The following is a 24441-nucleotide window of genomic DNA, read 5'->3' as shown; positions in this document are numbered from 1 at the left end:
GCTACAGCACCATCTGCGGAATCGACTCGATCACGCGGCGGATGTAGTCGACCAGCGTGGCGAGCATCCACGGCCCGGCCAGCGCGAACACCGCCACGGCCGCCACCAGCTTGGGCACGAAGGCCAGCGTGGCCTCGTTGATCTGCGTGATGGCCTGGAAGATGCTCACGACCAGGCCCACGACCAGCACCACCAGCAGCACGGGCAGCGACACGGTCAGGAGCATGACCAGCGCCTCCTGCCCCATGGTCAGGACCATCTGCGCGTTCATGTGGCGAAGCTCGCGGCGAGCGAGCCGATCAACAGGTTCCAGCCGTCCGCGAGCACGAACAGCATGAGCTTGAACGGCAGCGCGACCAGCACCGGCGACAGCATCATCATGCCGAGCGACATCAGCACGCTCGAGACCACGATGTCGATCACCAGGAACGGGATGAAGATCATGAAGCCGATCTGGAACGCCGACTTGAGCTCGCTGGTGGCGAAGGCCGGGATCAGCACGCGCATCGGCGCGGTCTCGGCCTTGACGTCGGCCGGCAGCTTGGCCAGCCGCGCGAACAGCGCGAAGTCGCTCTGGCGCGTCTGCTTGAGCATGAACTGACGCATCGGCGTCTCGGCGCGCTTGAGCGCCTCCTCGAAGCCGATGGCATTGGTGCTGTAGGGCTTGTAGGCCTCGTCGTAGACGCGGTCCAGCGTGGGGCCCATCACGAACACCGTGAGGAACAGCGACAGGCCGATGATCACCTGGTTGGGCGGCGCCGATTGCGTGCCCAGCGCCTGGCGCAGCAGCGACAGCACGATCACGATGCGCGTGAACCCCGTCATCATCAGCACGATGGCCGGCAGGAACGACAGCGCGGTGAAGAACAGCAAGGTCTGCACCGGCACCGAGAAGCTGGTGCCGCCGCTGCCCGAGCCCACCAGCAGCGGCAGCTGGCCGCCGGCCTCCTGCGCGAAGGCGAACGCGGGCGCGAGCAGCGCGACGGCCGCGAGGGCCTTAGCGCGGCAATTGCGCATGCGGCACCTCGGAAGACGCGGCCGGCAGCGTGTGCAGGCAGGTGATCGACTGGCCGGTCACGCCCAGCACCAGCCAGGTCCGCGCGCCCTCGGGGCCGACCTCGACCGTCACCACGCGCTGCTGCGGCCCGACCGCCACCGCCGACAGCAGGCGCGAGGCGGAACCGCCCGCGCCGGCCGGACCGAGCCCGCGGCGCTGCTGCAGGCGGCGCAGCACGAAGGGCACGGCGCAGATCAGGCCGATGAAGACGACGATGGTGAGCAGGCTCTGCGTCATGAAGGCAAACGGAGGAAAAGCCGCCTCAGACCCGGTTGAGCCGGCGCAGCCGCTCGGCCGGCGCGACCACGTCGGTCAGCCGGATGCCGAACTTGTTGTTGACCACCACCACCTCGCCCTGGGCGACCAGGTAGCCGTTGACCAGCACGTCCATCGGCTCGCTCGCGAGCGTGTCGAGCTCGACGATCGAGCCCTGGCCCAGCTGCAGGATCTGCTTGATCGGCACCTTCTTGCGGCCCAGCTCCACCGAGAGCTGCACCGGGATGTCGAGCACGCGCTGGATGTCCTGCAGCGGCGCCGCGCCCGAAGCGGCGGCGCCCGCGGGCACTTCCTCGAGTGCCTCGGCCCAGCCGCCGGCCGCGTTGTCTGGGGTGGCTTGATCAGTGGACATGTGAACCTCCAAGCCAGTGCGGGTCGTCGCCGCGCAGGCATTCGTCGATGCGCAAGGCGTAGCGCGCGTTGTGGGTGCCGTAGTGGCAGATGAACACGGGGGCGCCCTCGACCGAGGCCACCAGCTGCGGCAGGCGGTCGAACTGGATGAAGTCGCCGGGCTTCATGCTCATGAGCTGCGCCACCGTGACCTCGGGATGGGCCAGCTCGGCCACCAGCGTGACCTCGGCGGCCTGGATCTCGCGCGTGAGCATGGTCACCCAGCGCCGGTCCTCGGCCATCTCGCGCGCCTGCTGCGCGCCGTAGAGCACCGAGCGGATCGGCTCCAGCGAGGCGTACGGCAGGCAGACGTGGATGTGGCCCGTGACGCCCGCGACGCTGACCTTGATCAGGTTGACCAGCACCGTGTCGCCGGGCGCGGCCACGTCGACGAACTGCACGTGGGTCTCGGAGCGGTCGGGCACCAGCTTGAGCGGGTACACGTCCTGCCAAGCGGTGTTGTAGGCATGGCAGATCGCGCCGAGCGCGCGCTGGATCACGCGCTGCTCGGTCGGCGAGAAGTCGCGGCCCTCGATCGGCGCATGCACCGTGCCCGAGCCGCCGTACAGCGCATCGACCAGCGCCGAGATCAGCGTGGCCTCGCAGACCACCAGCGCGCGGCCGCGCAGCGGCGGCATCGCCACGATGTTGAAGTTGGACGGCAGCGGCAAGGCGCCGAGGAAATCGGAGAAGCGCAGCAGCTGCACCGGCTCGATCGCGATGTCGGCGCTGCGGCTCACGAGCTGGAACAGGCCCTGGCGCAGGTTGCGCGCGAAGCGGTCGTGCACCACGTCGAGCGTGGGCATGGGGCGGCGCACCAGCCGCTCCTCGCCGGCCGTGATGTCGTAGTCGCGCGCGGCCGCGTCGGCCATGCGCTCGGCGGTGTCGGTGGGAGCCGCCGCCTCGGGCGCGGCCTCGGTGTCCTGTTCGCTGCTGCTCATGGGCGCTTCGGGCTCACTGCACGATGAAGCTGGAGAACAGCACGCCGCGCACCGGCCCGTTCGCGCGCGGCTTGCGCGCACGCGGCGCCTCGTCGTCGCCGGCGCGCGCCGCGTCGGGGTTGAGCACGCGCGTCACCTCGATCATCACGTCCTCGGCCAGCTTCTCCTTGCCGTCGCGCTTGAGCAGTTCCTCGGAGGTGCGCTGCGACACCAGCATCAGCATCCGGCTGCGCACCACAGGCATCAGCGTCTTCAGGCGCGCGGCGGTCTTCTCGTCCTTCACGTCCAGCGTCATGCCGATCTGCGCGACGCGTTCGCCGCCCGGGTCGGCCAGGTTCACGATCAGGTTCTCGAGCGCGAGGTAGGTGGCGTCCACATGCTTGGCATCGGGCTCGGGCTCCGACTCGGCGGCGGCGGCCGGCGCAGCGGCGCCGTTCTTGTTGAGGAAGAACCAGGTGCCGCCCGCGGCTGCACCGCCGGCCAGCAGCACGGCGACGACGATGCCGAGCACGAGCTTCATCCTGCCCTTGGGTGGCGGCGCGGCATTGGCCATGGCGGGGTCGGCGGCTTTGGCGGACACGTTGGATTTCCTTGGGGGCACGGACGGCGGCCATCGCCATCCTCGTGCGGTCGATTATTCGATCGCGAGGGCCGTGGGAAGGGGCGGATAAAAGGGGGGAAAACCGCTCAGACGTACAGATCGAGCGCGCGCCCCGCCGGCAGCGGCGCACGCGCAACGACCGGCGCGGGCGCCGAGGCGGAGGCCGCGCCGAGCCGCGCGACGCCGCGCACCACGCCGCGCGCATCGGGCCGCCCCTCGCCCTCGCCGCGCTGCTGCGTGCCCGCGGACTGCGCATCCACGGTCACGCCCGACAGCAGCAGCCCCTCCTGCCCGAACAGGTCCTTGAGCTGCGCCGCGGCCTGGCCCAGCATCTGGCGCACCTCGGGCTGGTCGCTGCGGAACGCGATCTGCGCCTCGTTGCCCTGCACCTGCACGCTGAACGACACGGTCTGGCCCGGCGCGAGCTCGAGCGAGACATCGGCGCCCTGCGACTTCTGCGCCAGCCACCAGCTGACCTGCTCGGTCATGCGGTCGGCGAGCACGGCGCCACCGGCCGAGGCGGCGGCGGACGCGGCATCCACGGGTGCCATCCAGGCCGACGATGCCGAGGCGGAGGAGGACGTGCCCGCGGTCGCGCTGCCGGGATCGGCGAGCGTGCCGGTGGCGCTGCCGCGCTCGGTGCTTCGCTCGGCGCGGCGCGGCGCGGCCACGGTGGCGACGGTTTCCGTCACCGCGGTCTGGATCGTTCGCGCCTGCACGGACAGCGAGGCGGCGGCGAGTTCTTCCTTCGGCGGCAGGGCCTGCGACGGCGCGGTGCGCTGCGGCGCGGCCGCGGCATCGGCCGCCGCCAGGTTCGCCAGGCGCTGCGCCGTGCTGCGCGCGGTCGCCGTGGCATTCGGCTTGGCCGCGGGCGCGACGGGCACATCGACAGCGGCGTCCTGCGTGGTGCCGGGGGGCGCCGGCAACGCGGGCATGCCCTTGGCGGGCTTCGGTCCCGCTCCGGCGCCGTTCACGGCATCGACCGCGGCCTCGGCCGTGGCGACGGACGCGTCCCCCGCCTTGCCCTCGCGGCTCACGAAAGCGCCCTGCGCCAGCAGCATCCAGGGCTCGACGGCCGGCTGCGTGGTTGTGGGCACTGGCGCGCCGGCAAGCGCCTCGTCGGCCTTCTCGTCCTCTTTGGCGGCACCCGCGGTGGGTGTCTTCACGGGCCTCGAAGCGCCCTCCTCGCCGGCCGCTTCCGCCGCCTCCGAGGCCTGGGATTCATTCGCGCCCTCGAGCGCCCGGTCGAAGGCATCGGCCGCGCCGCCTTGCTCGCGCGCGGCCGGCGCACGCGCGGGCAGCAAGGGATCGACGCTCGTGCGCGCGACTTCGACGCTCATCGCCATTCCTCCGTGCGTTCCTGGTGCCGGCGGTGCTGCAACGCCGCCTGCTCGTCCGTCTGCTTCTGCGCGCGCCGGTCGGCCTGCAGCTGCAGCTCGCGCTCGCGCGCCTGCACCAGCTGGCGCAGGCTCTCGAGCCGCGCCTCGGCCTCGCGCACCGGCACGGCCGCGCGCTCCACGCCCTGGCCGAGCTCGCGCACGATGCCGGTCTGCAACGCGATCGCGTGATCGAGCCGCTCCATGAACTGGTAGTGGTGGCGCATCAGCTCGGGCGTGCAGTTGAGCGAGCGCGTGGCCCAGCGCGCGGTGCATTCCTGCGCATAGCTCTCGAGCTGGTCGAGCTGCACCTGGCCCGCGAGCCACTTCTGCCGCGCCTGCGCGAGCACCTGCACCGCGGCGTCGCGCCGGTCGCGCGCCATGTCGGCGGCAATCTCCAGACCGCTCATGGCTGCCGGCCCTCGAGCACGTCGGCCATGCCACCGAGGCTGACATCGAAGGGCGCGCTCTCGTGCATGCGCTGCTGCAGGAACGCGGTCATCGCGGGCTGCAGCCGGATCGCCTGGTCGAGCGCCGGGTCGCTGCCCGCGGCATAGGCGCCCACGCGCACCAGGTCGCGGCTCTTGCGGTAGCGCGAATAGATGGCGCGGAAGTGGCGCGCGCACTCGAGGTGGCCGGCCGAGGCCACGTTGTGCATCACGCGCGAGGCCGACTGCTCGATGTCGATGGCCGGGAAATGCGCCTCCTCGGCCAGCGCGCGCGACAGCACGATGTGGCCGTCGAGGATGGCGCGCGCGGCATCGGCGATCGGGTCCTGCTGGTCGTCGCCCTCCGACAGCACGGTGTAGAAGGCGGTGATCGAGCCCACGCCGTTGAGGCCGTTGCCGCTGCGCTCCACCAGCCGCGGCAGCTTGGCGAAGCACGAGGGCGGATAGCCCTTGGTGGCCGGCGCCTCGCCGATCGCCAGCGCGATCTCGCGCTGCGCCATCGCATAGCGCGTGAGCGAATCCATCAGCAGCAGCACGTGCAGCCCCTGGTCGCGGAAATGCTCGGCCACCGCGGTCGCGTAGCTCGCGCCCTGCATGCGCAAGAGCGGCGGCGAATCGGCCGGCGCGGCCACCACCACCGAGCGCGCGCGGCCCTCGGGGCCGAGGATGTCCTCGATGAATTCCTTCACCTCGCGGCCGCGCTCGCCGATCAGGCCGACCACGATCACGTCGGCCGCGGTGTAGCGCGCCATCATGCCGAGCAGCACGCTCTTGCCCACGCCCGAGCCGGCGAACAGGCCGATGCGCTGGCCACGGCCGACGGTCAGCAAGGCATTGATCGCGCGCACGCCGGTATCGAGCGGCTCGCGCACCGGGTCGCGGTCCATCGCATTGATCGGCGCGCGATCCAGCGGCTCGGCGCTGACCTCGGTCAGCGGGCCCAGGTCGTCGAGCACATGGCCCTGCGGATCGACCACCCGGCCCAGCAGCCCGTCGCCCAGCGGCAGGCGCAGCGCGCCCACGCGCGGCGCGATGCCGGGATCGGCCTCGCCGAGCCGCGGCACCGGCACATAGGGCGCGGCGGGCACCACGCTGGCGCCGCTCGACAGGCCCTGCACCTCGCCGGCCGGCATCAGGAAGGCGCGGTCGTTCGAGAAACCCACCACCTCGGCCAGCACCGCGGGCTGGCTGCCCATGCGCACCAGGCACTGCGAGCCCACGGGCGCGCGGATGCCCGAGGCCTCGAGCACCAGGCCGGTGAGCCGGGTCAGCGTGCCGCGCGCCTCGAGGCCGGCGTCGTGCGCCAGCCGCGCCTGCGCATCGGCCATGAACTGGCGCCAGTCGAGCGGGTCAGCCAGCCGCATCCGGGTCCTTCGGCGCCACGTCGTCCTGCCACGGCATCGCCAGACCCAGCGCCGCGACCGCGCGCGACCAGCGCGTGGCCACGCCGCCGTCGATGACGGTGCCGGCCGATTCGACCAGGCAGTCGCCGGGGGCGATGCCCGCATCGGCCACCACGCTCACGGGCTGGCCCTCGAACTCGGCGCGCAGCGCGACGCCCAGCCTCTCGAAATCGGCCGGCGACAGCCGCACGGCGCTGGCCTTGCCATCGACCGCGAGCATCGCGAGCGCCTCGCGTACCACCGGCTCGAGCACGGCCGGCCGGGTCGCGATCTCCTGGCGCAGCACCTGGCGCGCGAGCGCGCAGGCGATCTCGAGCGTGCCGCGCGCGAGCTCCTGCTGCACCTCGGCCAGCTGCGCCTCGGCGCTTGCGAGCAAGGCGGCCACGCGCTGCGCGGCCTCCAGGCCCTCGTTGGCCTGGTAGGCCTCCATCTGTTCGCGCGCCTCGGCCTGCGCGGCCGCGCGGCCGGCCGCATAGCCTTCGTCGCGGCCCTGCTGGCGCGCCTCCTCGATCGCCTCGGGATCGACCACGCCGCCGAGCACGTTGCCCTCGGCGCCGACGGCGGCGAACTGCCAGCGCGCGAAGCGCGCGACATCCTCGCCGCGGATGAAGGCGCCGCGGCTCACGCCCGGACCTCCGTCGTTTCAGCCAGCGTCATGCGTGCGCCCATCAGACGAACCCGCCATCGCCGCCGCCCAGCATGATCTGGCCCTCGTCGGCGAGCCGGCGCAGCGCCTTGAGGATTTCCTTCTGCTGCGCCTCGACCTCCGACAGCCGCAGCGGACCGCGCGCCTCGAGGTCCTCGCGCAGCGCCTCGGCCGCGCGCGAGGACATGTTCGAGAGGAACTTGTCGCGCAGCGGCGGCGCCGCGCCCTTGAGCGCGACGATCAGCGTCTCCGACGCGATCTCCTTCATCACCAGCTGCAGCGACTTGTCGTCGAGCTTCATCACGTCGTCGAAGACGAAGGTCAGGTCGGCGATCTGCTGCGCCAGCTCGGCATCGTGGTTGCGGATCGCCGCGATGGCCTGCGCATCGGCGCCGCTGCCCAGCAGGTTGATCATGCCGGCCGCGGTGCGCGGTCCGCCCAGCGAGGGCTTGCGCACCTTGGCGCCGCCCGAGAGCACGCGGAACATCACCTCGTTGAGGTCTTCGAGCGCGGCCGGCTGGATGCCCTCGAGCGTGGCGACGCGCAGCAGCACCTCGGCGCGCTGCAGGTCGGGCAGCTGCAGCAGGATCGCCGAGGCATGCTCGGGCTCCAGGTGCACCAGGATCGCGGCCACGATCTGCGGATGCTCGAGCTTGAGCACCTCGGCCACCGAGGGCGCGTCCATCCACTTGAGGTTCTCGATACCGCTGAGGTCGGCGGTCTGCAGGATGCGGTCGACCAGGATCGAGGCCTTCTCCTCGCCGAGCGCGTGGCGCATCACCGAGCGCACGTAGTCGCCGGTGTCGGCCGCGAACAGGCTCTGGCCCGCGGTGGCGGTGATGAAGCGGTCCGCCACCTCGCCGAGCCGCTCGCGCGACACCGCGCGGGTCTTGGCGATGGTCTCGCCGATCTTCTGCACCTCGCGCGGCGACAGGTGCCGCAGCACCTCGCCGGCTTCCTGTTCGCCGAGCGACATCAGGAGGATCGCCGCGTCGTTGAGTCCCTGTTCGTCCATGCGCGTTCGTTCCGGTCAGCCGTGGACCCAGGTCTTGACGATGTTCGCCACCGCCACCGGGTTCTGCCGCGCCATCTGGCGCGCGCCCTCCAGCCGCATCTGCTCGGGCACCTGCTCCTGCGGCGAGGGCACGGCCACCGCCTCGGGCGCGCCGAGCGCGGGACGCTCGGGCGTGTCGGCCACCATCGCGTTGAGCTGGCTGCCGGCGGCGGGACCGCCGAGCGCCGGCGTGGTGCTGCCGGGCAGCGGCTTGGCCGCGGCCATGGCCTTGAGGCCGGGGCGCACCATGCCCAACAGCACGATCGCGCCGATCAGCACCAGCCCCACGGGCCAGGCGAAGCTGCGCGCCAGCTCGAGCGTTTCGGGGCGCTTCCACAGCGGCAGCTCGACCTGCACCGGCGCGTCGACCAGGAACGGCGTGTTCATCAGGTTCACCGAGTCGCCGCGCTCCTTGTTGAAGCCGATGCTCTCGCGCACCAGCGCCGTCATCTGCTCGACCTGCTGCGCCGACAGCGCGGTCGGCACCACCTTGCCCGCGGCATCGGCCACGCCCTGGTAGTTGACGACCACCGCCGCGCTGAGCCGGCGGATCTGGCCGCTGGCGCTGCGCACGGTCTTCACGGTCTTGTCGACCTCGTAGTTGATGGTGGACTCGCGCTTGCCCGGCGGACGCTGGGCCGCGGCACCCGCGGCCGCCGCGCCGGTGGGCGCGAGCGCCGCGGCCGGCCCGTTGACCGGCGCCGACGAGGCACCGGGCGGCTGGTTCGAGGTCGCGCCGGGCACGCCCGCGGGCGGCGTGGCGCCGGCCGCGCCGGGGCCGGTGGTCTCCACCGTCTGCTGGCTGCGCACGGCGCCGGCCTCGGCCGCCTGGTTCGGGCGGTGCTCCTCCATGGTCGCCTCGCTCTGCGAGAAGTCCACGTCGGCCGTGACCTGCGCCTTCACGTTCTGGCGCCCCACCACCGGCTCGAGGATGTCGAGGATGCGGCGCATGTACTGCTGCTCGATCTGCTGCACGTACTGCAGCTGCTGGCCCTCGCCGGCACCCGCGCCGCCCGTGGCGCCGTCGCCGGTCTGCGACAGCAGCTTGCCGCTGTCGTCGACCACGCTCACGGCCGAGGGCGCGAGCTCGGGCACGCTGGAAGCCACCAGGTGCACGATGCCCGCGATCTGGTTGCGCTCGAGCGTGCGGCCCGGGTGCAGGGTGAGCAGCACCGAGGCCGAGGGCTTCTGCTGCTCGCGGAAGAAGCCGTTCTGGTTCGGCAGCGCCAGGTGCACGCGCGCGCTCTGCACCGAGGCCAGGCCCTGGATCGAGCGCGTGAGCTCGCCCTCGAGGCCGCGCTGGAAGCTCAGCTTCTCCTGGAACTGGGTCATGCCGAAGCGGTTGTTCTCCATCAGCTCGAAGCCGGCCACCGAGCCCTTGGGCAGGCCCAGCGAGGCCAGGCGCAGGCGCACGTCGTGCACCTTGTCGGCCGGCACCATCACGGCGCCGCCGCCCTCGGTGTACTTGTAGGGCACGTTCATCTGGGCGAGCTGGGCGACGATCGCGCCGCCGTCCTTGTCGCCGAGGTTGGCGTAGAGCACGCGCCAGTCGGCCTGGCGGCCCATCACGATGGCGGCCACGGCCAGTGCCACCAGCAGCGCGGCACCGATCGCCAGCCGCAGGCGCTGGCGCCGGTCGAGCGACGCGAGGCGGCCCTGCCAGGCCGGGGCGGCAAGGGACGCGGGCTGGGCGGCGGGAAGTTCGGCGACGGCGGTGGACATGGGCTCGGCGGTGCGGGTGTTCGCACGGCGCGGAAGGCGCTTCGTGCTCGCTGCGATTATTCGGGCCGGCCCCGTCCCACATAAGCCCGATAAAGGGCTGCTTTCCTGCCCATTTCCCCGCGATCGCGGGCGGCCGAGCGCCCGTAGCATCGGTGCCCATGGACCTCCGACTCGCACCGCTGACTTCGCCCACCTCGGCGCAGGCTTTCGCGCGCACGGCGCGCACCGCGCCCTCGGCCGCCGAGGGCAGCGGCGGCGGCTTCGCCGGCGCGCTCTCGGGCGCGCTGCAGTCGGTGAGCGCGGCCCAGAACCAGGCCGGCGCGCTGCAGCGCGAGGTTCAGCTCGAGAACCCGAACGTCAGCCTGGAGCAGACCATGGTCGCGATCCAGAAGGCGCAGATCGGCTTCCAGGCCACGATGCACGTGCGCAACCGCATGGTGCAGGCCTACAGCGACATCATGAACATGCAGGTGTGAGGCGACGGGCGCCCTGCCCGTCCGTCTTGCCGGACCGTGCCACCGCCTTGCCGGCGGTGTCGGTCCTTCTTCTTCAGTGGATCAGCTGCAGCCGCGAATCGAACAGGTGGTCGAGGTCGGCGATCCAGGGCTCGGCCAAGAGCCGGATCTCGGCGTCGTTGCGCAGGATGCGCTGCATCACGCGGGTCTTCTCGGCGCGGTCGGTGCGCGGCAGCTCGAGCGAGGTGGCCTTGAAGCGCAGTTGCTCGATCAGCACGGCGCAGGCGCCTTCGCAGCGCACCACGCCTTCCCAGTCTTCCATGCGGGCGGCCTCGAGCATCTGCTTGCTCGCGGCTTCGATCGCTTTGTAGTAGTCGAGCAGTCGCTCTTGCATGAAGGACTCCAAGGACGCCTCAGGCGGCCTGCGCGGGCTGGGACGGCCCGATCTGTTTCCAGCTCTGTGCGACCGGTGCGATCAGCGAGGCCACTTCCGCCAGGGCCGCCCCGTCGTTGCGGAGGTTGGCAACCGTCAGGCGGTTGATGCAATAGTCGTACAACGCGCGGAGTGTAACCGCGAGTTCTCCACCCCGGGCCTCGTCGAGCCCACCCTTGAGGCCCTCCTCGAGGAATCGCACCGCCCGCATGATCTGCTGGCCCTTGAGCGCGATGTCGCCGCGCGCCAGCGCGCCGCTGGCGGCGTGGATCGACTGCAGCAGGCCGTCGAACAGCAGTTCGATGAGCCGGTGCGGGGACGTCGAGGCGTCCACGCCCGATTCGGCGCCCACTCTCGAGTAGGCCTTGGCGGCGCGGGCTGCGGGCGAGGTGTACATGGTGCGGCTTCCTGTTCCGGTGTCTATGCCTTCTTTATCGGCATTCCGGTGCGGAAGTTGAGGCCCGCGGGCCCGGCGCGCGCGCCCGATCTCGCGCCTCAGCTGGTGGACTTGTTCCACTGCGCCACCTGCTGGGTGATGTAGGTGTTGAGCGCGGTCAGCGAGGCCATCTTGGTGTCCAGCGCCGTGTACTGCGCGCGCAGCCGCTTCTCGGTCAGGGTCAGCCGGTCGTTGAGGTTGTCCTGGCTCTTGTCGTTGTCCTTGCGCTGGGCCTTGAGCGACTGGGTGCGGGTGTCGAGCGTGCCGTCGGTGGCCACGGCCGCCTGGGTGAAGGCCGACAGGCGCGTGGCGAAGCCGGTGGCGCTGGAGTCCACGGTGTTCTGCGGCGCGGCGAAGAACTGCTGCACGGCGGCCGGGTTCTTCAGCGCCGTGTCGAGCTTGGCGGTGTCGAGCGCGAGGTTGCCCGCGCCGTCCTTGGCGACCGTGATGCCGAGGTCGCTCAGGCGCTGGATCGCACCGCCGCCCGAGGGCGCGCCGACCAGGCTGCGCAGCGCGTTCTGCAGGCTCACGGCGGTGGAGTCGCCCTGCAGCAGCGCCGCGGTCTTGCTCGCCGCGTCGTAGGCGGTGGCCGAGTTCAGCGTCTGGTTCATCGTGTTGTAGGCCGTCACGAAGGCCTGGATCGTGCTGCGCAGGCCCGAGGTGTCGGTGGTCACGGCGACCTCGACCGGCGCCGTCGTCACCTGCGACAGCGTGAGGCTCAGGCCCGGCACGGTGTCGGCCAGCACGTTGCTGTCCGAGCGGATCGCCACGCCGTTGATGGTGGCCTCGGCATTGCGCGCGTACTGCACCGGATTCGCCCCCATGCCCTGCCCCGTGCCGTCGAAGGCCAGCAGGCCGAGGTCGGCGCCGTCGCCCGAGCCCACGGGCGCCGCGGTCACGCGAAAGCCCGCGGCCTCGCCGGTGGCGCCCGAGCGCAGCATCAGCCGCTCGCCCGAGAGGTCCTTGAGCACGGTGGCGCTGACGCCCGCGCCGGCGGCGTTGATCTTGGCCGCGATGGCCGAGAGGCTGTCGCCCTCGTTCACGCTGATGTCGATCGCCGGCTTGTCGCCGGCCGCGAAGTTCGGGCCGCCCGCGTCGGTGTCGTTCCAGTCGCCGAGCTGGATGCTCAGCGTGCCGAGCCCGAAGCCGGTGCCCGTGGCCACCGCGCCCGAGGACACGGCCTGGGCGCGCGCGAGCTGCGACACCTGCATGGTGAAGCTGCTGGCCACGGCGTCGCCGGCCTTGGTCACGCTCGCGCTCAGCGCGGTGGCGTTCGAGCTCGAGGCGGTCTTCGCGTTCCAGGTCGCGGCGGCCGCCAGCTTGGTGGCCGCGTCGGACAGCGCCGAGAGTTGCGACTTCAGCGTGCCGAAGGCCGAGATCTTGTTGTCGAGCGTGGACGCCGTGCCCTGCAGCGCGGTCAGCGGCTTCTTCTCGATCGCCATCAGCTGCGTGATGATGGATTCGACGTCGAGCTGGCTGCCGATGCCGGTCGATGTGATGGTGGCCATGTCGTTTCTCCGATGCTGGAATCGCTTGCGCCCACGGAAAAAAACGCGGGGCGGCGAACGGAATTGTCCGTTCGCCGCCCCGCGATGAAGCGTGCAGGAGGCCGGCCTTCGGCCCCCTGTTCCAGCCTTAGCCGCGCAGCAGCGACAGCACCGTCTGCGGCAGCTGGTTGGCCTGGGCCACCATCGCCGTGCCGGCCTGCTGCAGCACCTGGGCGCGCGACAGGTTGGCGGTTTCGGCCGCGAAGTCGGCGTCCTGGATGCGGCTGCGCGAAGCGGTCAGGTTCTCGGCCGAGGTCGAGAGGTTCGAGACCACCGATTCGAAGCGGTTCTGGATCGCGCCGAGGTCGGCGCGCGAGGAGTTCACCGCCTTCAGCGCGGCGTCCATCGCGAGGATCGCGTTGTCGGCGCCGTCCACCGTGTCGACCGTCAGGCCGGAGAAGCCGGTCTGCGCGCTGCCCGCGGCGGTGACGGTCGCGGCCGTCTGGCCGGCGGTCAGGCCGGTGTTGGTCAGCGTGCCGCCGACCGTGATGGCCGTGCTGCCGCTCGAGGTCAGCGTGATGGCGCCGCTGGCGGCGGCCGTCGCGACCACGCCGGTCTCGCTCGACTTCTTGTTGATGGCGGCCGCCACGTTGGCGCCCTGCGTCGCCGCGTCGGTGCCGGCATTGACCGCGCCGATGCCCACGCCGTTGATCGTGAAGGCGTTGGCGGTGATGCCGCCGAAGCCCGCGGGCGCCGCGCCGGTCACCGTGGCCGAGTAGGTGTCCACGCTGGTCCAGCTGCCCAGCGAGGTGATGCTGGCGTTGGCGATCGAGTCGATCGAGATGGTCTCGCCCTGGTTGGCGCCGACCTGGAACGACTGGGCGCTGAAGCTGCCGTCGAGCAGCTTGGTGCCGTTGAACGAGGTCTGCTTGGCGACGCGGTCGATTTCGCTCTTGAGCTGCGTGACTTCCTTCTGCAGCGAGGCGCGGTCCTCGGTCGAGTTGGTGGCGTTGCGCGACTGCACGGCCAGTTCGCGGATGCGCTGCAGGTTGTTGCCGATGGTGCTCAGCGCGCCTTCGGCCGTCTGCGCCAGCGAGATGCCGTCGTTGGCGTTGCGGCCGGCTTGCGTCAGGCCGCGGATCTGGGCCGTCATGCGCTCGGAGATCGCGAGGCCGGCGGCGTCGTCCTTGGCGCTGTTGATGCGCAGGCCCGAGGACAGGCGCTGCATCGAGGTGGCCAGCGAGGATTGGCTGCCCGAGAGGTTGCGCTGCGCGGTGAGCGAACTGATGTTGGTGTTGATGATCGAGGCCATGAGAGCTCCTTCAAACTGATAAGTCGGGCATCGCTGCCAAAGTCGCGCCAGCGAAGCGCTGGCTGCCTGACGAACCCTGGTGCAAGGCCCGTTGCACTGGTTTTCGGTGGGTCCCGGCCTGCTCTTTAGCGATTTATTTTTGCGATCGCACCCTCAAGATTTCCGAGCGGGTGCAGACGGGTGCCACAGCGATTGCGCCGCCGGGACCACCATGTTCCGCGTGTTACCCCCACGGAAACACGTAGCTTCCCCACCACGCAAGACAACTTCGCCCCCACGGGATTTCGTGGTCTGTGCACCACGGCAGGTCACACTCGTTAACAGCTTGTAAAGCGCGAGACGGAAGCCATGAATGTCTGACTTTCGATATATTTATCTAGCAGTGTCGAAATAAGTCTTTCATCGCGTATGCCTTAGTATTCATTTCAGCCAACAAAATCACATTCTTGGGGCGCGATGGTTGCAAGCGCTTACCATCGGATGCCTTCGGGTCGAAGTTTTTTTGTAGGAACCCGCCTACTCAGGTACATTTTTAACAAATGTTTACTGAAGCTGACATTTGTGATTAAACTGAAAGTACACGGTCGACAAGGGCACTTTTGCCCGCCTAGGAGGAGGCACTCATGACCAATGAACAGTTGCTCGCCGAGATCAAGGAAGCCAACCTCACCTACCTGATGCTGGCCCAGAGCCTCATCCGGGAAGACAAGGCACAGGCCCTGTTCCGGCTGGGCATTTCCGAGGAATCCGCGGACCTCATCGACACGCTGTCGCCGGCGCAGATCATGAAGCTGGCCTCCAGCAACATGCTGCTGTGCCGCTTCCGCGCCACCGACGACATGGTCTGGGGACTGCTCACCAACCACAACGTGCGCACCCGCACGGCCAACGACGAGACGCTGAAGCTGCACGCCAACATCGTCATGTCGAGCCGTTTCGCGGAAACCTCGTACTGAGGCGCCGCGCGTTCGCGAGCTGACAAGGCATGGCCAATCCGAAGAGCGTGCTGGGCGAGTCCCGGCAGATCGAGCGCGCGGTCCATCTGATCGAGATGGGCGCCCGCCTGCAGGTGCTGGAGAGCGAGACCGAGCTGTCGTACGAGCGGCTGCTGCGCCTCTACAAGGAAGTCGCGGGCAAGTCGCCGTCGAAGGGCCAGCTGCCCTTCTCGACCGACTGGTTCCTGACCTGGCAGCCGAACATCCACGCCTCGCTGTTCCACAACATCTACACCTACCTCCACAAGACCAGCGAGCTCGAACCGGTCGACGCGCTGATCAAGGCCTACGGCTTGTACACCGAGCAGACCGGTGCCTGCGGCCTCGAGCCGCAGCTGTCGATCACTCGTGCCTGGCGGCTGGTGCGCTTCATGGAGAACCAGATGCTCGCCATGACGCCCTGCTCGCGCTGCGGCGGCCATTTCGTGACCGAGCCCTACGAGAACGCGCAGCACTTCGTCTGCGGCCTGTGCGAACCGCCGGCGCGCGCCGGCAAGGGTGCGGGCGCGGGCGGCATCCAGCTGCAGTGAGCACGGCAAACAGAAGATAAGGGCCCCTGCAGGGCCCTTTTTTCATGGAATGCGGGCGGCGGCTCCGAGGCCCAATAGGGGCTCCAGGAACTCGTATCGCCCCATGTCCGTCATCCTCGGTTACCTCGTCGCGCTGGGCTGCATCTTCGGCGGCTACATCATCCATGGCGGCAACATCGGGGTGGTGCTGCATGCGCTGCCGATCGAGCTGATGGTGATCGGCGGCGGCGCGCTCGGCGCCTTCGTGGTGAACAACCAGCGCAAGGTGCTGATGGCCACGCTGAAGGCGCTGCCGACCGCGCTCAAGGGTTCCAAGTACACCAAGGCGCGCTACCTCGAGCTGATGGCGCTGCTCTACGACATCCTGCAGAAGGCGCGCAAGGAAGGCCTGATGTCGATCGAGAAGGACATCGAGGCGCCGCAGGATTCGCCGCTGTTCCAGAAGCACCCGAACGTGGCCAAGGACCACCACGTGGTCGAGTTCACCACCGACTACCTGCGCATGATGGCTTCGGGCAACCTCAACAGCCACGAGATCGAGTCGCTGATGGACAGCGAGATCGAGACCCACCACCAGGAATCGCACGCCCCCGTGGCCGCCATCGCGCGGCTGGCCGGCGGCCTGCCGGCCTTCGGCATCGTGGCCGCGGTGCTCGGCGTGGTGAACACCATGGGCTCGGTCGGCCAGCCGCCGGCGGTGCTCGGCGCCATGATCGGCTCGGCGCTGGTCGGCACCTTCCTGGGCATCCTGCTGGCCTACGCCATCGTCGAGCCGCTGGGCGGCCTGCTCGAGCAGAAGGCCGAGGAAGGCACCAAGGAACTGCAGTGCATCAAGACCACCCTGCTGGCCAGCATGCAGGGCTACAACCCCACGACCGCGATCGAGTTCGGCCGCAAGGTGCTGTTCTCGACCGACCGCCCGAGCTTCGTCGAGCTCGAGAGCCACGTGAAGAAGAAGTAGAGCGCCCAGCGCAAGAGGCAACGCCATGGCCACCACGCCCGGGACCCGCAAGCTCCAGCCGATCATCATCAAGCGGGTCAAGAAGACCACGCATGCGCACCACGGCGGCGCCTGGAAGATCGCCTACGCCGACTTCGTGACGGCCATGATGGCCTTCTTCCTCCTGATGTGGCTGCTGGGCTCGACCGCCAAGGGCGACCTGCAGGGCATCGCCTCCTACTTCAACTCGCCGATGAAGGTCGAGATGGCCGGCGGCTCGGGCGCGGGCAGCGCCTCGAGCGTGGTGCCCGGCGGCGGGCGCGACCTCACGCGCACCACCGGCGAGGTGCGCCGCACCGACGGCAGCACCATGGACCCGAAGAAGATCGGCCAGGACAACAGCCTCAAGCTCGAGCAGGCGCGCCAGGACGCGCGCCGCATGGCCGCCCTGCGCGCGCGCATCGAGGAGATGATCAACGCCAACCCCAAGCTGCGCGAGTTCCGCTCGCAGATCAAGCTCGAGGTGACCTCCGACGGCCTCGAGATCCAGATCGTCGACGCGCAGAACCGCCCGATGTTCGACACCGGCAGCGCGATCGTGAAGCCCTACATGCACGACATCCTGCGTGCGGTGGGCAGCGCGCTCAACGACATCGAGAACCGCGTGAGCCTGGCCGGCCACACCGACGCCGCGCCCTACGGCAACGGCGACCGCGGCTACGGCAACTGGGAGCTGTCGGCCGACCGCGCCAATGCCTCGCGGCGCGAGCTGGTGGCCGCCGGCATGCCCGACGACAAGCTGGTGCGCGTGGTCGGCCTGGCCGCCAGCGACCTGCTCGACAAGAAGAACGCGCTGGCGCCGCTGAACCGCCGCATCAGCATCGTGGTGCTCACGCGCGACGCCGAGTCGCGCCTGTTCGGCAACGCGCGCCTGGAGGGCAACGACGCGGTCAAGGCCATCGCCACCGAGCTCGCCAAGGAACAGAAGAAGCCCGAGGGCACCGATGCGCCGGCCGCGCCCGCTGGTGCGGCGCCCGCCGCCACCCCGGGCCGCGCCCAGCCCTGAGCGAGCGCCACCACCATGGAATCGAACAGCCAGGACCGCCAGCTCCCCGCCTCGCAGCGCAAGATCGACCAGGCGCGCCGCGACGGCCAGGTGCCGCGCTCGAAGGACCTGTCGCACCTCGCGGTGATGGGCACCGGCGCGGTCGCGCTGCTGCTGCTGGCGCCCACCGCCTTCGAGCAGCTGCGCGCCACGCTCGCGCAGGCACTGGTCTTCAACGCGGCCAGCGTGCAGGACCCGGCCGACATGCTGTCGCGGCTGTCGACCTTCGCCGGCCTGGGCCTGGTGGCCTGCGTGGTGTTCGCGGCCATCGTGCTGAGCGCGGCGGTCGCGGGCAGCCTCGCGGTCGGCGGCTGGGTCTCGAGCACCAAGGCGATCACGCCCGACCTCTCGCGCCTGAGCCCGTTCAAGGGCCTGGGCAACCTGTTCAGCCGCCAGCAGGTCGCGCAGGTGACCAAGCTGGTGCTGCTGTCGGCCATCCTCGGCGCCATCGGCTGGTACTACGTGGCCGGCTCGATCGGCGAGGTGGTGCGCGTGGTGCTGCAGCCCTCGCCTTCGGCGATGCGCGCGCTCGGCGACTGGCTCGCCACCGGCGTGGGCCTGCTGCTGCTGGTGGTGTTCGCCACCGCGGTGATCGACGTGCCGCTGCAGCGCTTCTTCCACCTGTCGAAGCTCAAGATGTCGCACCAGGAGCTCAAGCAGGAGCACAAGGAATCCGACGGCGACCCGCACACCAAGGGCCGCCAGCGCAGCGCGGCGCGCGCGATCTCGCAGCGCGCCAGCATCACGGCCGTGCCGCGCGCCGACTTCGTGCTGATGAACCCGACCCACTACGCGGTGGCGCTGCGCTACGACGAGGCCACCATGAACGCGCCGCAGGTGGTGGCCAAGGGCGCCGACCTGCTCGCGATGAAGATCCGCGAGATCGCCAACGCCAACGGCATCCCGGTGGTGCAGTCGCCGATGCTCGCGCGCGCGCTGTTCGCCCATGCCGAGATCGACCAGCCCATTCCCTCGAGCCTGTTCACCGCCGTGGCCCAGGTGCTGGCCTATGTCTACCGCCTGAAGGCCGCGCTGCGCGGCGAGGGCCCGATGCCGCAGGGCGTGCCCGATCCCTACGTGGCGCCCGAGCTCGATCCGCACCGCAAGCCGGCGGCAACGACCGCCGCCGAACCCGTCGCCGGAGTGCGCCCATGAACCCGCTCGCCCTGCGCCAGTGGCTCGGCGAGCGCGGCGGCATGTTCCAGCGCGCGGCCGCGCCGCTGCTGGTGGTGGCCATCCTCGCGCTGATGGTGCTGCCGATCCCGCCCTGGCTGCTCGACGGCTTCTTCACGCTCAACATCGCGGTCGCGCTGATGGTGATGATGGTGGCGGCCTACATGGTGCGCCCGCTCGACTTCGCGGCCTTTCCCTCGGTGCTGCTGCTGACCACGCTGATGCGGCTGTCGCTCAACGTGGCCTCCACGCGCGTGGTGCTGCTCGAGGGCCACACCGGCCCCGGCGCCGCGGGCGCGGTGATCGAGTCCTTCGGCCACTTCCTGATCGGCGGCAACTTCGCGGTCGGCCTGATCGTGTTCGCGATCCTGGTGGTGATCAACTTCGTGGTGGTCACCAAGGGCGCCGAGCGCATCGCCGAGGTGTCGGCGCGCTTCACGCTCGATGCCATGCCCGGCAAGCAGATGGCGGTCGATGCCGACCTCAACGCCGGCGTGATCGACGAGAAGGAGGCCCGCCGCCGCCGCGCCGAGGTGTCGGAGGAAGCCAACTTCTTCGGCTCGATGGACGGTGCCTCCAAGTTCGTGCGCGGCGATGCCATCGCCGGCATCCTGATCCTGGTGATCAGCATCGTCGGCGGCTTCGCCATCGGCGTGCTGCAGCACGGCCTCTCTGCAGGCAAGGCGGCCGACACCTACGTGCTGCTCGCGGTCGGCGACGCGCTCGTGGCTCAGGTGCCGGGCCTCTTGATCTCGGTCGCCGCGGCGATGGTGATCTCGCGCGTGGGCCGCGAGGACGACGTGGGCCGCCAGATCGTCGACCAGTTGCTGACCTCGCCGCGCGTGCTCGGCCTCACGGCCGGCATCCTGGGCCTGCTGGGCGTGATCCCGGGCATGCCGCATGTGGTGTTCCTCTCGATCGCGTCGCTGCTGGCCTGGGGCGCCTGGCGGCTGTCGCGCCGCCCGCCGCCGGCCGCGCCGGCGCCGCCGGCACCGCCCGCGCCCGATGCCGAGGCCACCTGGGACGACCTGCAGCCGGTGGACCTGCTGGGCCTGGAGCTAGGCTACCGCCTCATCGCGCTGGTCGACAAGAGCCGCCAGGGCGACCTGCTCACGCGCATCAAGGGCGTGCGCCGCAAGTTCGCGCAGGAGGTCGGCTTCCTGCCGCCTGCGGTGCACGTGCGCGACAACCTCGAGCTCAAGCCCAGCAGCTACCGCGTCACCCTGCGCGGCGTGGTGGTGGCCGAGGGCGAAGCCCATCCGGGCATGTACCTGGCGATCAATCCGGGCGGCATCACCACCCCGCTGATCGGCACGCCCACCACCGACCCGGCCTTCGGCCTGCCCGCGCACTGGATCGAGGAGCGGCAGCGGGAAGCCGCGCAAATGAGCGGTTTCACCGTCGTTGATTCGGAGACCGTGATGGCCACCCACCTGTCACATTTGATGCAGGTGCAGGCGGCGCGGCTGCTGAGCCGCACCGAAACCCAACAACTGGTCGAACACGTGAACAAACTGGCGCCCAAGCTGATCGAGGAAGTCGTGCCCAAGCTGGTGCCGCTGTCCACGTTCCAGAAGGTGCTGCAACTGCTGCTGGAAGAGTCGGTGCACATCCGCGACATCCGCACCATCGTCGAGACGCTGGCCGAGCATGCCGGCAGCACCACCGACCCGGCCGAGCTCGCGCGCCGCGTGCGCGTGGCGCTGGCGCCGGCCATCGTGCAGCAGATCTACGGCCCGGTGAAGGAACTCGACGTGATCGCCATCGAGCCCGCCTTCGAGCGCCTGCTGATGCAGGCGCTGGGCAATGCCCAGGCGCCCGCGCTCGATCCGGGCGTGGTCGAGATCTTCACGCGCACCGCCGCCGAGGTGGCGCTCAAGCAGGAAGAGCAAGGCGTGCCGGCCTGCCTGCTGGTGCCCGACGCCATCCGCAACGCCATCGCGCGCATGGTGCGCCGCGCCGCGCCGCGCATGCAGGTGCTCGGCCACAGCGAAATCCCTGAAACCCACACGATCCGCATCGGCCCGATCCTGCGAGGAGCCTCCGCATGAACATCCAACGTTTCACCGCACCGACCGCCCGCGAAGCGATGGCGCTGGCGCGCAATGTCTTCGGCGACGGCACGCTGATCCTCTCGAACCGCCAGCTCGACGACGGTGTGGAAGTGGTGGCCGCGGCCGAGGACAGCCTCAGCGCGCTCGAGGCCGGCCGCGCGATCCTGCAGGGCACGCAGGGCACGCTGTCGGCGCCCGCGTGGACGCCGCCGAAGCCGATGCCCGCGCCCGCCATCGCGCAACCGCAACCCGCCGCACCGGCACCGGCCCCGGCCCCGCTCGCGAGCGCCGAGTCGCGCGCCATCGTCGAGGCCGACGTGGCCGAGCTCGGCATGAGCACGCTGTCGTTCCAGGACTATGTGCGCGAACGCATGCTGCGGCGCCAGCAGGAGGCCGCATCGCCGGCGCCCGTGCCCGCCACGCCCTCGGCAGCGCCGGTCCGCGCGGCCTTCGCGCCCACCGCCGCACCCGCCGCCACCGAAACGCCACGCCCCGCTCCCGTCGCCGCGCCCGCACCCGTGACCGACACCGCGAGCGAAACGCAGCAAGCGCTGATGGCCGAACTGCAGGCCATGCGCACGCTGATGGAGAGCCGCTTCAACGCCCTCGCCTGGCTCGGCCCGGCGCGGCAGAACCCGGTGCATTCGAACCTCATGCTCAAGCTGCTGCGCGCCGGCTACTCGCCCGCGCTCGCGCGCAGCGTGCTCGAATCGATCGCGCTCGACAACGACGCGGCCGGCGCGGTGCGCCGCATGATGGGCGCGCTCGAAACCATGCTCGGCCTCGACCCCGCCGCGCCCACGCTGGCCGAGGAAGGCGGCGTCTATGCGCTGGTCGGCGCCACCGGCGTCGGCAAGACCACCACCGCCGCCAAGATCGCGGCCCAGTGCGCGCGGCTGCACGGTCCGGCCAGCGTCGGCCTGATCACGCTCGACATGCACCGCGCGGGCGCGCACGAGCAGCTGCGCGCCCACGGCCGCGCCATGGGCGTGGTGGCGCATCTCGCGCACGACCGCGCCGCGCTGCAGGAGCTGCTCGCGCTGTTCCACGGCAAGCGCATGGTGCTGATCGACACCGCCGGCCTCGCGCCGCGCGATCCGCGCCGGCGCGACCTGCTGGACCTGCTCGACCTGCCCGGCATCTCGCGCCTGATGGTGCTCAACGCCGGCGCGCACGGCGACACGCTCGACGAGATGGCCGCCAGTTTCAAGATCGGCGGCGCGCGCCAGGCCGTGCTGAGCAAGACCGACGAGGCCGTGAAGCTGGGCCCGGCGCTCGACACGCTGATCCGCCACCAGCTGGTGCTGCGCGGCGTGGCCCATGGCCCGCGCACCTCGCAGGACTGGAAGCCGGCGCTGGCCGCCGAGCTGGTGCGCGACTCGATGCGCGCGGCGCAGCGCTCGCCCTTCGATCCGCAGCCGGCCGACCTCGAACTGTTCTTCTCGCCGGGCGCGGGCGAACTCTGAGGAGCGTTCCGCCCCCCGACACGACATGCAGGCCGCTTCCCCGCTCTCCCAGATGTACACGCCCAAGGGCCGGCTCGACCGCGATGCGCTGATCCGCCAGCACGTGCCGCTGGTGCGCCGGCTGGCGCATCACATGATCGCCAAGCTGCCGCCCAACGTCGAGCTCGACGACCTGATCCAGGTCGGCATGATCGGCCTGGCCGATGCGCTGTCGCGCTACGAGGCCAGCCAGGGCGTGCAGTTCGAGACCTTCGCCACCCAGCGCATCCGCGGCGCCATGCTCGACGAACTGCGCGACGGCGACTGGCTCTCGCGCGGCTCGCGCAAGAGCCAGAAGCAGATCGAGCAGGCGGTGCGCGCGCTCGAGCAGAAGCTCGGCCGCGCCCCCGCCGAGTCCGAGATCGCCGACGCTCTCGAGATGCCGCTGGCCGACTACCAGAGCCTGCTGGGCCGCGTGCGCGGCACCCAGCTCGTGTACCTGGAGGACATGGGTGGCGGCACCGACGCCGAGGGCGAATCGGGCTTTCTCGACCGCCACCTCGCCGACGCCGACGCCGACCCGATGAGCCTGCTCAAGGACCAGCGGCTGCGCCAGGCGCTGGTGGGCGCCATCGACAGCCTGCCCGAGCGCGAGCGCCACATCATGGGCATGTACTACGAGCAGGACATGAACCTCAAGGAGATCGCGGCCGTGCTCGGCGTGACCGAGTCGCGTGTGTCGCAGCTGCACAGCCAGTCGATCGCGCGGTTGCGCGCGAAGATGCGCAGCCACTGAAGCGCCGACGGCGGCACCGGGCGGCATGGGGGCCGCCGCTAGACTCGGCCGCATGCCGCGACCGAGATCCCTCAAGACCATCCTGCTGTCCCTCGCCCTGGTCCTGGGCCTGCTGTTCGGCTGGTACTTCAAGGTGCCCGCGCTCGGCTACTACTGGCTCAGCACCACGCTGGGCGCGGCGCAATGGGCGAACAACGCGCTGTGGCTGCCGGACTACCGGGTGGCGGTCGAGGGCCTGCCGATCCAGGGCCTGACGCGCAACGCCTCGGGCCTGACCTTCAACACCGAGACCGGCACCCTGTTCACGGTGATCAACCGCCCGCCGCAGATCGCCGAGCTCGACACCGAGGGCCGGCTGCTGCGCGTGATCGGGCTCGAGGGCGTGAAGGATCCCGAGGGCATCACCTACGTGCAGGGCGAGCGCTACGTGATCTCCGACGAGGACAGCCACCGCATGTACTGGGTGCAGATCGGGCGCGACACGCGGCAGGTGTCGGTGGCCGGCCGCCCGAGCCTGGGCATCGGCATCGACCGGCTGCACAACAGCAGCTTCGAGGGCATCTCCTGGGACGGCGTGCACAAGCGCCTGTACGTGGTGCGCGAGAAGCTGCCGATGCGCGTGCTGGTGATCACCGGGCTCGACCCCGACACGACTTCCAGCGGCTTCAACATCGACATCAGCGAATGGCAGTCCTCGCGCGCGTCCTCGCTGTTCATGAGCGACCTGTCCTCGGTCACGCTGCACGATGCGACCGGCCACCTGCTGCTGCTGAGCGACGAGTCGGCGCTGGTGGTGGAGTACGCACCCGACGGGCGCCCGATCAGCATGCTGCCGCTGTGGCGCGGCTTCGGCGGCCTGCAGCGCAAGGTGCCGCAGCCCGAGGGCGTGGCGGTCGGGCCCGACGGGCGGCTCTACCTGCTGTCGGAACCCAACCTGTTCTACCGCTTCGAGCGCGCGCCGAAGCCTTCGTAGCCTTGGTCGTCAGTGCGCCGGCATCGAGGCCGAGCGCAGGCCCGCGAACACCCTGCGCTCGCCGGGCATGGTGTAGGTGGCGTCGGGGCGCGGCCCCAGCAGCGAGGCCAGGCTGCGGTCGACGATGACGGTGCGGCGCGCCACGCTGTCGCGCTGGTTCGACAGCCGCTGGGCCACGGCCTCGATGCGGCGGCGGAATTCGGCGTCGAGCGCCTCGGCCGACAGCGCGGCCTCGAGGGCGCGTGCGAAACCGGAGGCGCAGCGGCGCAGCTCGCCACTGGCCTGCAGCAGGTCCGAGGGTTGGTCGCAGCGCAGGCCGGCATCGACCCGGTCGAGCTGGTCCTCGACCTCGCTCAGCAACAACTCGGCGGAAGCACGGGTATCGGGCATGG

27 protein-coding genes are annotated in these 24441 nt (G+C 70.6%); 10 read left to right on the top strand and 17 right to left on the bottom strand.

The window, feature by feature from the left end; genetic code table 11:
• Position 1 precedes the first annotated feature (1 nt).
• The 12 genes from fliQ to fliF all read right to left on the bottom strand — a co-directional run bounded on the left by fliQ (position 2) and on the right by fliF (position 9915).
• A complete protein-coding gene (fliQ, locus tag R0232_RS17270) occupies positions 2–271 on the bottom strand; it encodes a flagellar biosynthesis protein FliQ (RefSeq protein ID WP_057591754.1) in 270 nt (89 codons plus the stop codon).
• Positions 268–1017 (bottom strand): flagellar type III secretion system pore protein FliP, encoded by a 750-nt coding sequence (gene fliP, locus R0232_RS17265; RefSeq protein ID WP_431508852.1) that lies wholly within the window; start codon positions 1015–1017, stop codon positions 268–270. The genes fliQ and fliP overlap by 4 nt, the downstream gene beginning before the upstream one ends.
• A complete protein-coding gene (locus tag R0232_RS17260; RefSeq protein ID WP_093341687.1) occupies positions 998–1294 on the bottom strand; it encodes a FliO/MopB family protein in 297 nt (98 codons plus the stop codon). Before R0232_RS17260 ends, fliP begins: the two co-directional genes overlap by 20 nt.
• 25 nt (positions 1295–1319) lie before the next feature.
• A complete protein-coding gene (gene fliN, locus R0232_RS17255; protein ID WP_093341686.1) occupies positions 1320–1685 on the bottom strand; it encodes a flagellar motor switch protein FliN in 366 nt (121 codons plus the stop codon).
• On the bottom strand, positions 1675–2664 hold the full coding sequence (fliM, locus tag R0232_RS17250; protein ID WP_431512847.1) for a flagellar motor switch protein FliM: 990 nt from the start codon (positions 2662–2664) through the stop codon (positions 1675–1677). Before fliM ends, fliN begins: the two co-directional genes overlap by 11 nt.
• A 13-nt stretch (positions 2665–2677) precedes the next feature.
• Positions 2678–3244: a flagellar basal body-associated FliL family protein gene (locus tag R0232_RS17245; RefSeq protein WP_431512846.1), complete on the bottom strand. Its 567-nt coding sequence runs from the start codon at positions 3242–3244 to the stop codon at positions 2678–2680.
• Between the two features lie 107 nt (positions 3245–3351).
• Positions 3352–4605: a flagellar hook-length control protein FliK gene (locus tag R0232_RS17240; RefSeq protein WP_431512845.1), complete on the bottom strand. Its 1254-nt coding sequence runs from the start codon at positions 4603–4605 to the stop codon at positions 3352–3354.
• A complete protein-coding gene (locus R0232_RS17235; RefSeq protein ID WP_398500445.1) occupies positions 4602–5051 on the bottom strand; it encodes a flagellar export protein FliJ in 450 nt (149 codons plus the stop codon). Before R0232_RS17235 ends, R0232_RS17240 begins: the two co-directional genes overlap by 4 nt.
• Complete coding sequence (fliI, locus tag R0232_RS17230; protein WP_093341679.1) at positions 5048–6454, bottom strand: flagellar protein export ATPase FliI; 1407 nt, start codon at positions 6452–6454, stop codon at positions 5048–5050. Before fliI ends, R0232_RS17235 begins: the two co-directional genes overlap by 4 nt.
• Positions 6441–7118, bottom strand: a complete 678-nt coding sequence (locus R0232_RS17225) for a FliH/SctL family protein (RefSeq protein ID WP_431512844.1) — start codon at positions 7116–7118, stop codon at positions 6441–6443. The genes fliI and R0232_RS17225 overlap by 14 nt, the downstream gene beginning before the upstream one ends.
• A 43-nt stretch (positions 7119–7161) precedes the next feature.
• The gene (gene fliG, locus R0232_RS17220) at positions 7162–8154 is read right to left on the bottom strand and encodes a flagellar motor switch protein FliG (RefSeq protein WP_057591764.1); all 993 of its coding nucleotides are present in this window, start codon (positions 8152–8154) and stop codon (positions 7162–7164) included.
• A gap of 15 nt (positions 8155–8169) precedes the next feature.
• Entirely contained in the window at positions 8170–9915 is a 1746-nt protein-coding gene (fliF, locus tag R0232_RS17215) for a flagellar basal-body MS-ring/collar protein FliF (RefSeq protein ID WP_093341676.1), read from the bottom strand.
• Between the two features lie 158 nt (positions 9916–10073).
• Between fliF and fliE the strand changes: the two genes are divergently transcribed.
• Positions 10074–10391, top strand: coding sequence for a flagellar hook-basal body complex protein FliE (fliE, locus tag R0232_RS17210; RefSeq protein WP_203205913.1), 318 nt, complete (start codon positions 10074–10076; stop codon positions 10389–10391).
• Between the two features lie 73 nt (positions 10392–10464).
• On the opposite strand, the gene R0232_RS17205 is transcribed toward fliE, so the two are convergent.
• The 4 genes from R0232_RS17205 to R0232_RS17190 form a co-directional block, all read right to left on the bottom strand.
• Complete coding sequence (locus R0232_RS17205) at positions 10465–10764, bottom strand: flagellar protein FliT (RefSeq protein WP_057591767.1); 300 nt, start codon at positions 10762–10764, stop codon at positions 10465–10467.
• Positions 10765–10783: 19 nt separating this feature from the next.
• A complete protein-coding gene (gene fliS, locus R0232_RS17200; RefSeq protein WP_208509020.1) occupies positions 10784–11200 on the bottom strand; it encodes a flagellar export chaperone FliS in 417 nt (138 codons plus the stop codon).
• A 98-nt stretch (positions 11201–11298) separates the two neighbouring features.
• A complete protein-coding gene (gene fliD / locus R0232_RS17195) occupies positions 11299–12747 on the bottom strand; it encodes a flagellar filament capping protein FliD (RefSeq protein ID WP_208509021.1) in 1449 nt (482 codons plus the stop codon).
• Positions 12748–12874: 127 nt separating this feature from the next.
• Positions 12875–14038, bottom strand: a complete 1164-nt coding sequence (locus R0232_RS17190) for a flagellin (protein ID WP_093341669.1) — start codon at positions 14036–14038, stop codon at positions 12875–12877.
• Positions 14039–14661: 623 nt separating this feature from the next.
• On the opposite strand from R0232_RS17190, the gene flhD reads away from it, so the two are divergent.
• The 9 genes from flhD (at position 14662) to R0232_RS17145 (ending at position 24049) form a co-directional block, all read left to right on the top strand.
• Positions 14662–14994, top strand: a complete 333-nt coding sequence (flhD, locus tag R0232_RS17185; protein WP_057591771.1) for a flagellar transcriptional regulator FlhD — start codon at positions 14662–14664, stop codon at positions 14992–14994.
• Positions 14995–15023: 29 nt separating this feature from the next.
• Entirely contained in the window at positions 15024–15563 is a 540-nt protein-coding gene (flhC, locus tag R0232_RS17180) for a flagellar transcriptional regulator FlhC (protein ID WP_093341667.1), read from the top strand.
• A gap of 103 nt (positions 15564–15666) precedes the next feature.
• A complete protein-coding gene (gene motA / locus R0232_RS17175; protein WP_093341666.1) occupies positions 15667–16524 on the top strand; it encodes a flagellar motor stator protein MotA in 858 nt (285 codons plus the stop codon).
• A gap of 25 nt (positions 16525–16549) precedes the next feature.
• The gene (motB, locus tag R0232_RS17170) at positions 16550–17569 is read left to right on the top strand and encodes a flagellar motor protein MotB (protein ID WP_431512843.1); all 1020 of its coding nucleotides are present in this window, start codon (positions 16550–16552) and stop codon (positions 17567–17569) included.
• A gap of 15 nt (positions 17570–17584) precedes the next feature.
• Positions 17585–18763 (top strand): EscU/YscU/HrcU family type III secretion system export apparatus switch protein, encoded by a 1179-nt coding sequence (locus R0232_RS17165; RefSeq protein ID WP_431512842.1) that lies wholly within the window; start codon positions 17585–17587, stop codon positions 18761–18763.
• On the top strand, positions 18760–20832 hold the full coding sequence (gene flhA, locus R0232_RS17160) for a flagellar biosynthesis protein FlhA (protein WP_093341662.1): 2073 nt from the start codon (positions 18760–18762) through the stop codon (positions 20830–20832). The genes R0232_RS17165 and flhA overlap by 4 nt, the downstream gene beginning before the upstream one ends.
• The gene (gene flhF, locus R0232_RS17155; protein WP_431512841.1) at positions 20829–22301 is read left to right on the top strand and encodes a flagellar biosynthesis protein FlhF; all 1473 of its coding nucleotides are present in this window, start codon (positions 20829–20831) and stop codon (positions 22299–22301) included. The genes flhA and flhF overlap by 4 nt, the downstream gene beginning before the upstream one ends.
• Before the next feature lie 52 nt (positions 22302–22353).
• Entirely contained in the window at positions 22354–23076 is a 723-nt protein-coding gene (locus tag R0232_RS17150) for an RNA polymerase sigma factor FliA (RefSeq protein ID WP_093341659.1), read from the top strand.
• A 52-nt stretch (positions 23077–23128) separates the two neighbouring features.
• Positions 23129–24049 carry an SdiA-regulated domain-containing protein gene (locus R0232_RS17145; protein WP_431512840.1) on the top strand — a complete coding sequence of 307 codons (921 nt, stop codon included), beginning with the start codon at positions 23129–23131 and terminating at the stop codon, positions 24047–24049.
• A gap of 9 nt (positions 24050–24058) precedes the next feature.
• On the opposite strand, the gene R0232_RS17140 is transcribed toward R0232_RS17145, so the two are convergent.
• Complete coding sequence (locus R0232_RS17140; protein ID WP_431512839.1) at positions 24059–24439, bottom strand: hypothetical protein; 381 nt, start codon at positions 24437–24439, stop codon at positions 24059–24061.
• Positions 24440–24441: the final 2 nt, after the last annotated feature.

The organism is Variovorax sp. DAIF25 (genome assembly GCF_050711835.1).
Taxonomy (GTDB): Bacteria; Pseudomonadota; Gammaproteobacteria; order Burkholderiales; family Burkholderiaceae_C; genus Variovorax.
This window is presented reverse-complemented; position numbering and strand designations above follow the sequence as displayed.

What these genes read in the sequence shown, in the direction of transcription:
- flhF (WP_431512841.1), top strand. Translation starts at nt 20,829, where the DNA reads ATGAACATCCAACGTTTCACCGCACCGACCGCCCGCGAAGCGATGGCG.
- R0232_RS17165 (WP_431512842.1), top strand. Translation starts at nt 17,585, where the DNA reads ATGGAATCGAACAGCCAGGACCGCCAGCTCCCCGCCTCGCAGCGCAAG.
- motB (WP_431512843.1), top strand. Translation starts at nt 16,550, where the DNA reads ATGGCCACCACGCCCGGGACCCGCAAGCTCCAGCCGATCATCATCAAG.
- fliS (WP_208509020.1), bottom strand. Translation starts at nt 11,200, where the DNA reads ATGTACACCTCGCCCGCAGCCCGCGCCGCCAAGGCCTACTCGAGAGTG.
- fliD (WP_208509021.1), bottom strand. Translation starts at nt 12,747, where the DNA reads ATGGCCACCATCACATCGACCGGCATCGGCAGCCAGCTCGACGTCGAA.
- R0232_RS17190 (WP_093341669.1), bottom strand. Translation starts at nt 14,038, where the DNA reads ATGGCCTCGATCATCAACACCAACATCAGTTCGCTCACCGCGCAGCGC.
- R0232_RS17145 (WP_431512840.1), top strand. Translation starts at nt 23,129, where the DNA reads ATGCCGCGACCGAGATCCCTCAAGACCATCCTGCTGTCCCTCGCCCTG.
- flhA (WP_093341662.1), top strand. Translation starts at nt 18,760, where the DNA reads ATGAACCCGCTCGCCCTGCGCCAGTGGCTCGGCGAGCGCGGCGGCATG.
- R0232_RS17260 (WP_093341687.1), bottom strand. Translation starts at nt 1,294, where the DNA reads ATGACGCAGAGCCTGCTCACCATCGTCGTCTTCATCGGCCTGATCTGC.
- fliP (WP_431508852.1), bottom strand. Translation starts at nt 1,017, where the DNA reads ATGCGCAATTGCCGCGCTAAGGCCCTCGCGGCCGTCGCGCTGCTCGCG.
- R0232_RS17150 (WP_093341659.1), top strand. Translation starts at nt 22,354, where the DNA reads ATGTACACGCCCAAGGGCCGGCTCGACCGCGATGCGCTGATCCGCCAG.
- fliG (WP_057591764.1), bottom strand. Translation starts at nt 8,154, where the DNA reads ATGGACGAACAGGGACTCAACGACGCGGCGATCCTCCTGATGTCGCTC.
- fliF (WP_093341676.1), bottom strand. Translation starts at nt 9,915, where the DNA reads ATGTCCACCGCCGTCGCCGAACTTCCCGCCGCCCAGCCCGCGTCCCTT.
- fliI (WP_093341679.1), bottom strand. Translation starts at nt 6,454, where the DNA reads ATGCGGCTGGCTGACCCGCTCGACTGGCGCCAGTTCATGGCCGATGCG.
- R0232_RS17235 (WP_398500445.1), bottom strand. Translation starts at nt 5,051, where the DNA reads ATGAGCGGTCTGGAGATTGCCGCCGACATGGCGCGCGACCGGCGCGAC.
- R0232_RS17140 (WP_431512839.1), bottom strand. Translation starts at nt 24,439, where the DNA reads ATGCCCGATACCCGTGCTTCCGCCGAGTTGTTGCTGAGCGAGGTCGAG.
- fliN (WP_093341686.1), bottom strand. Translation starts at nt 1,685, where the DNA reads ATGTCCACTGATCAAGCCACCCCAGACAACGCGGCCGGCGGCTGGGCC.
- motA (WP_093341666.1), top strand. Translation starts at nt 15,667, where the DNA reads ATGTCCGTCATCCTCGGTTACCTCGTCGCGCTGGGCTGCATCTTCGGC.
- fliM (WP_431512847.1), bottom strand. Translation starts at nt 2,664, where the DNA reads ATGAGCAGCAGCGAACAGGACACCGAGGCCGCGCCCGAGGCGGCGGCT.
- flhC (WP_093341667.1), top strand. Translation starts at nt 15,024, where the DNA reads ATGGCCAATCCGAAGAGCGTGCTGGGCGAGTCCCGGCAGATCGAGCGC.
- fliQ (WP_057591754.1), bottom strand. Translation starts at nt 271, where the DNA reads ATGAACGCGCAGATGGTCCTGACCATGGGGCAGGAGGCGCTGGTCATG.
- flhD (WP_057591771.1), top strand. Translation starts at nt 14,662, where the DNA reads ATGACCAATGAACAGTTGCTCGCCGAGATCAAGGAAGCCAACCTCACC.
- R0232_RS17205 (WP_057591767.1), bottom strand. Translation starts at nt 10,764, where the DNA reads ATGCAAGAGCGACTGCTCGACTACTACAAAGCGATCGAAGCCGCGAGC.
- R0232_RS17240 (WP_431512845.1), bottom strand. Translation starts at nt 4,605, where the DNA reads ATGAGCGTCGAAGTCGCGCGCACGAGCGTCGATCCCTTGCTGCCCGCG.
- fliE (WP_203205913.1), top strand. Translation starts at nt 10,074, where the DNA reads ATGGACCTCCGACTCGCACCGCTGACTTCGCCCACCTCGGCGCAGGCT.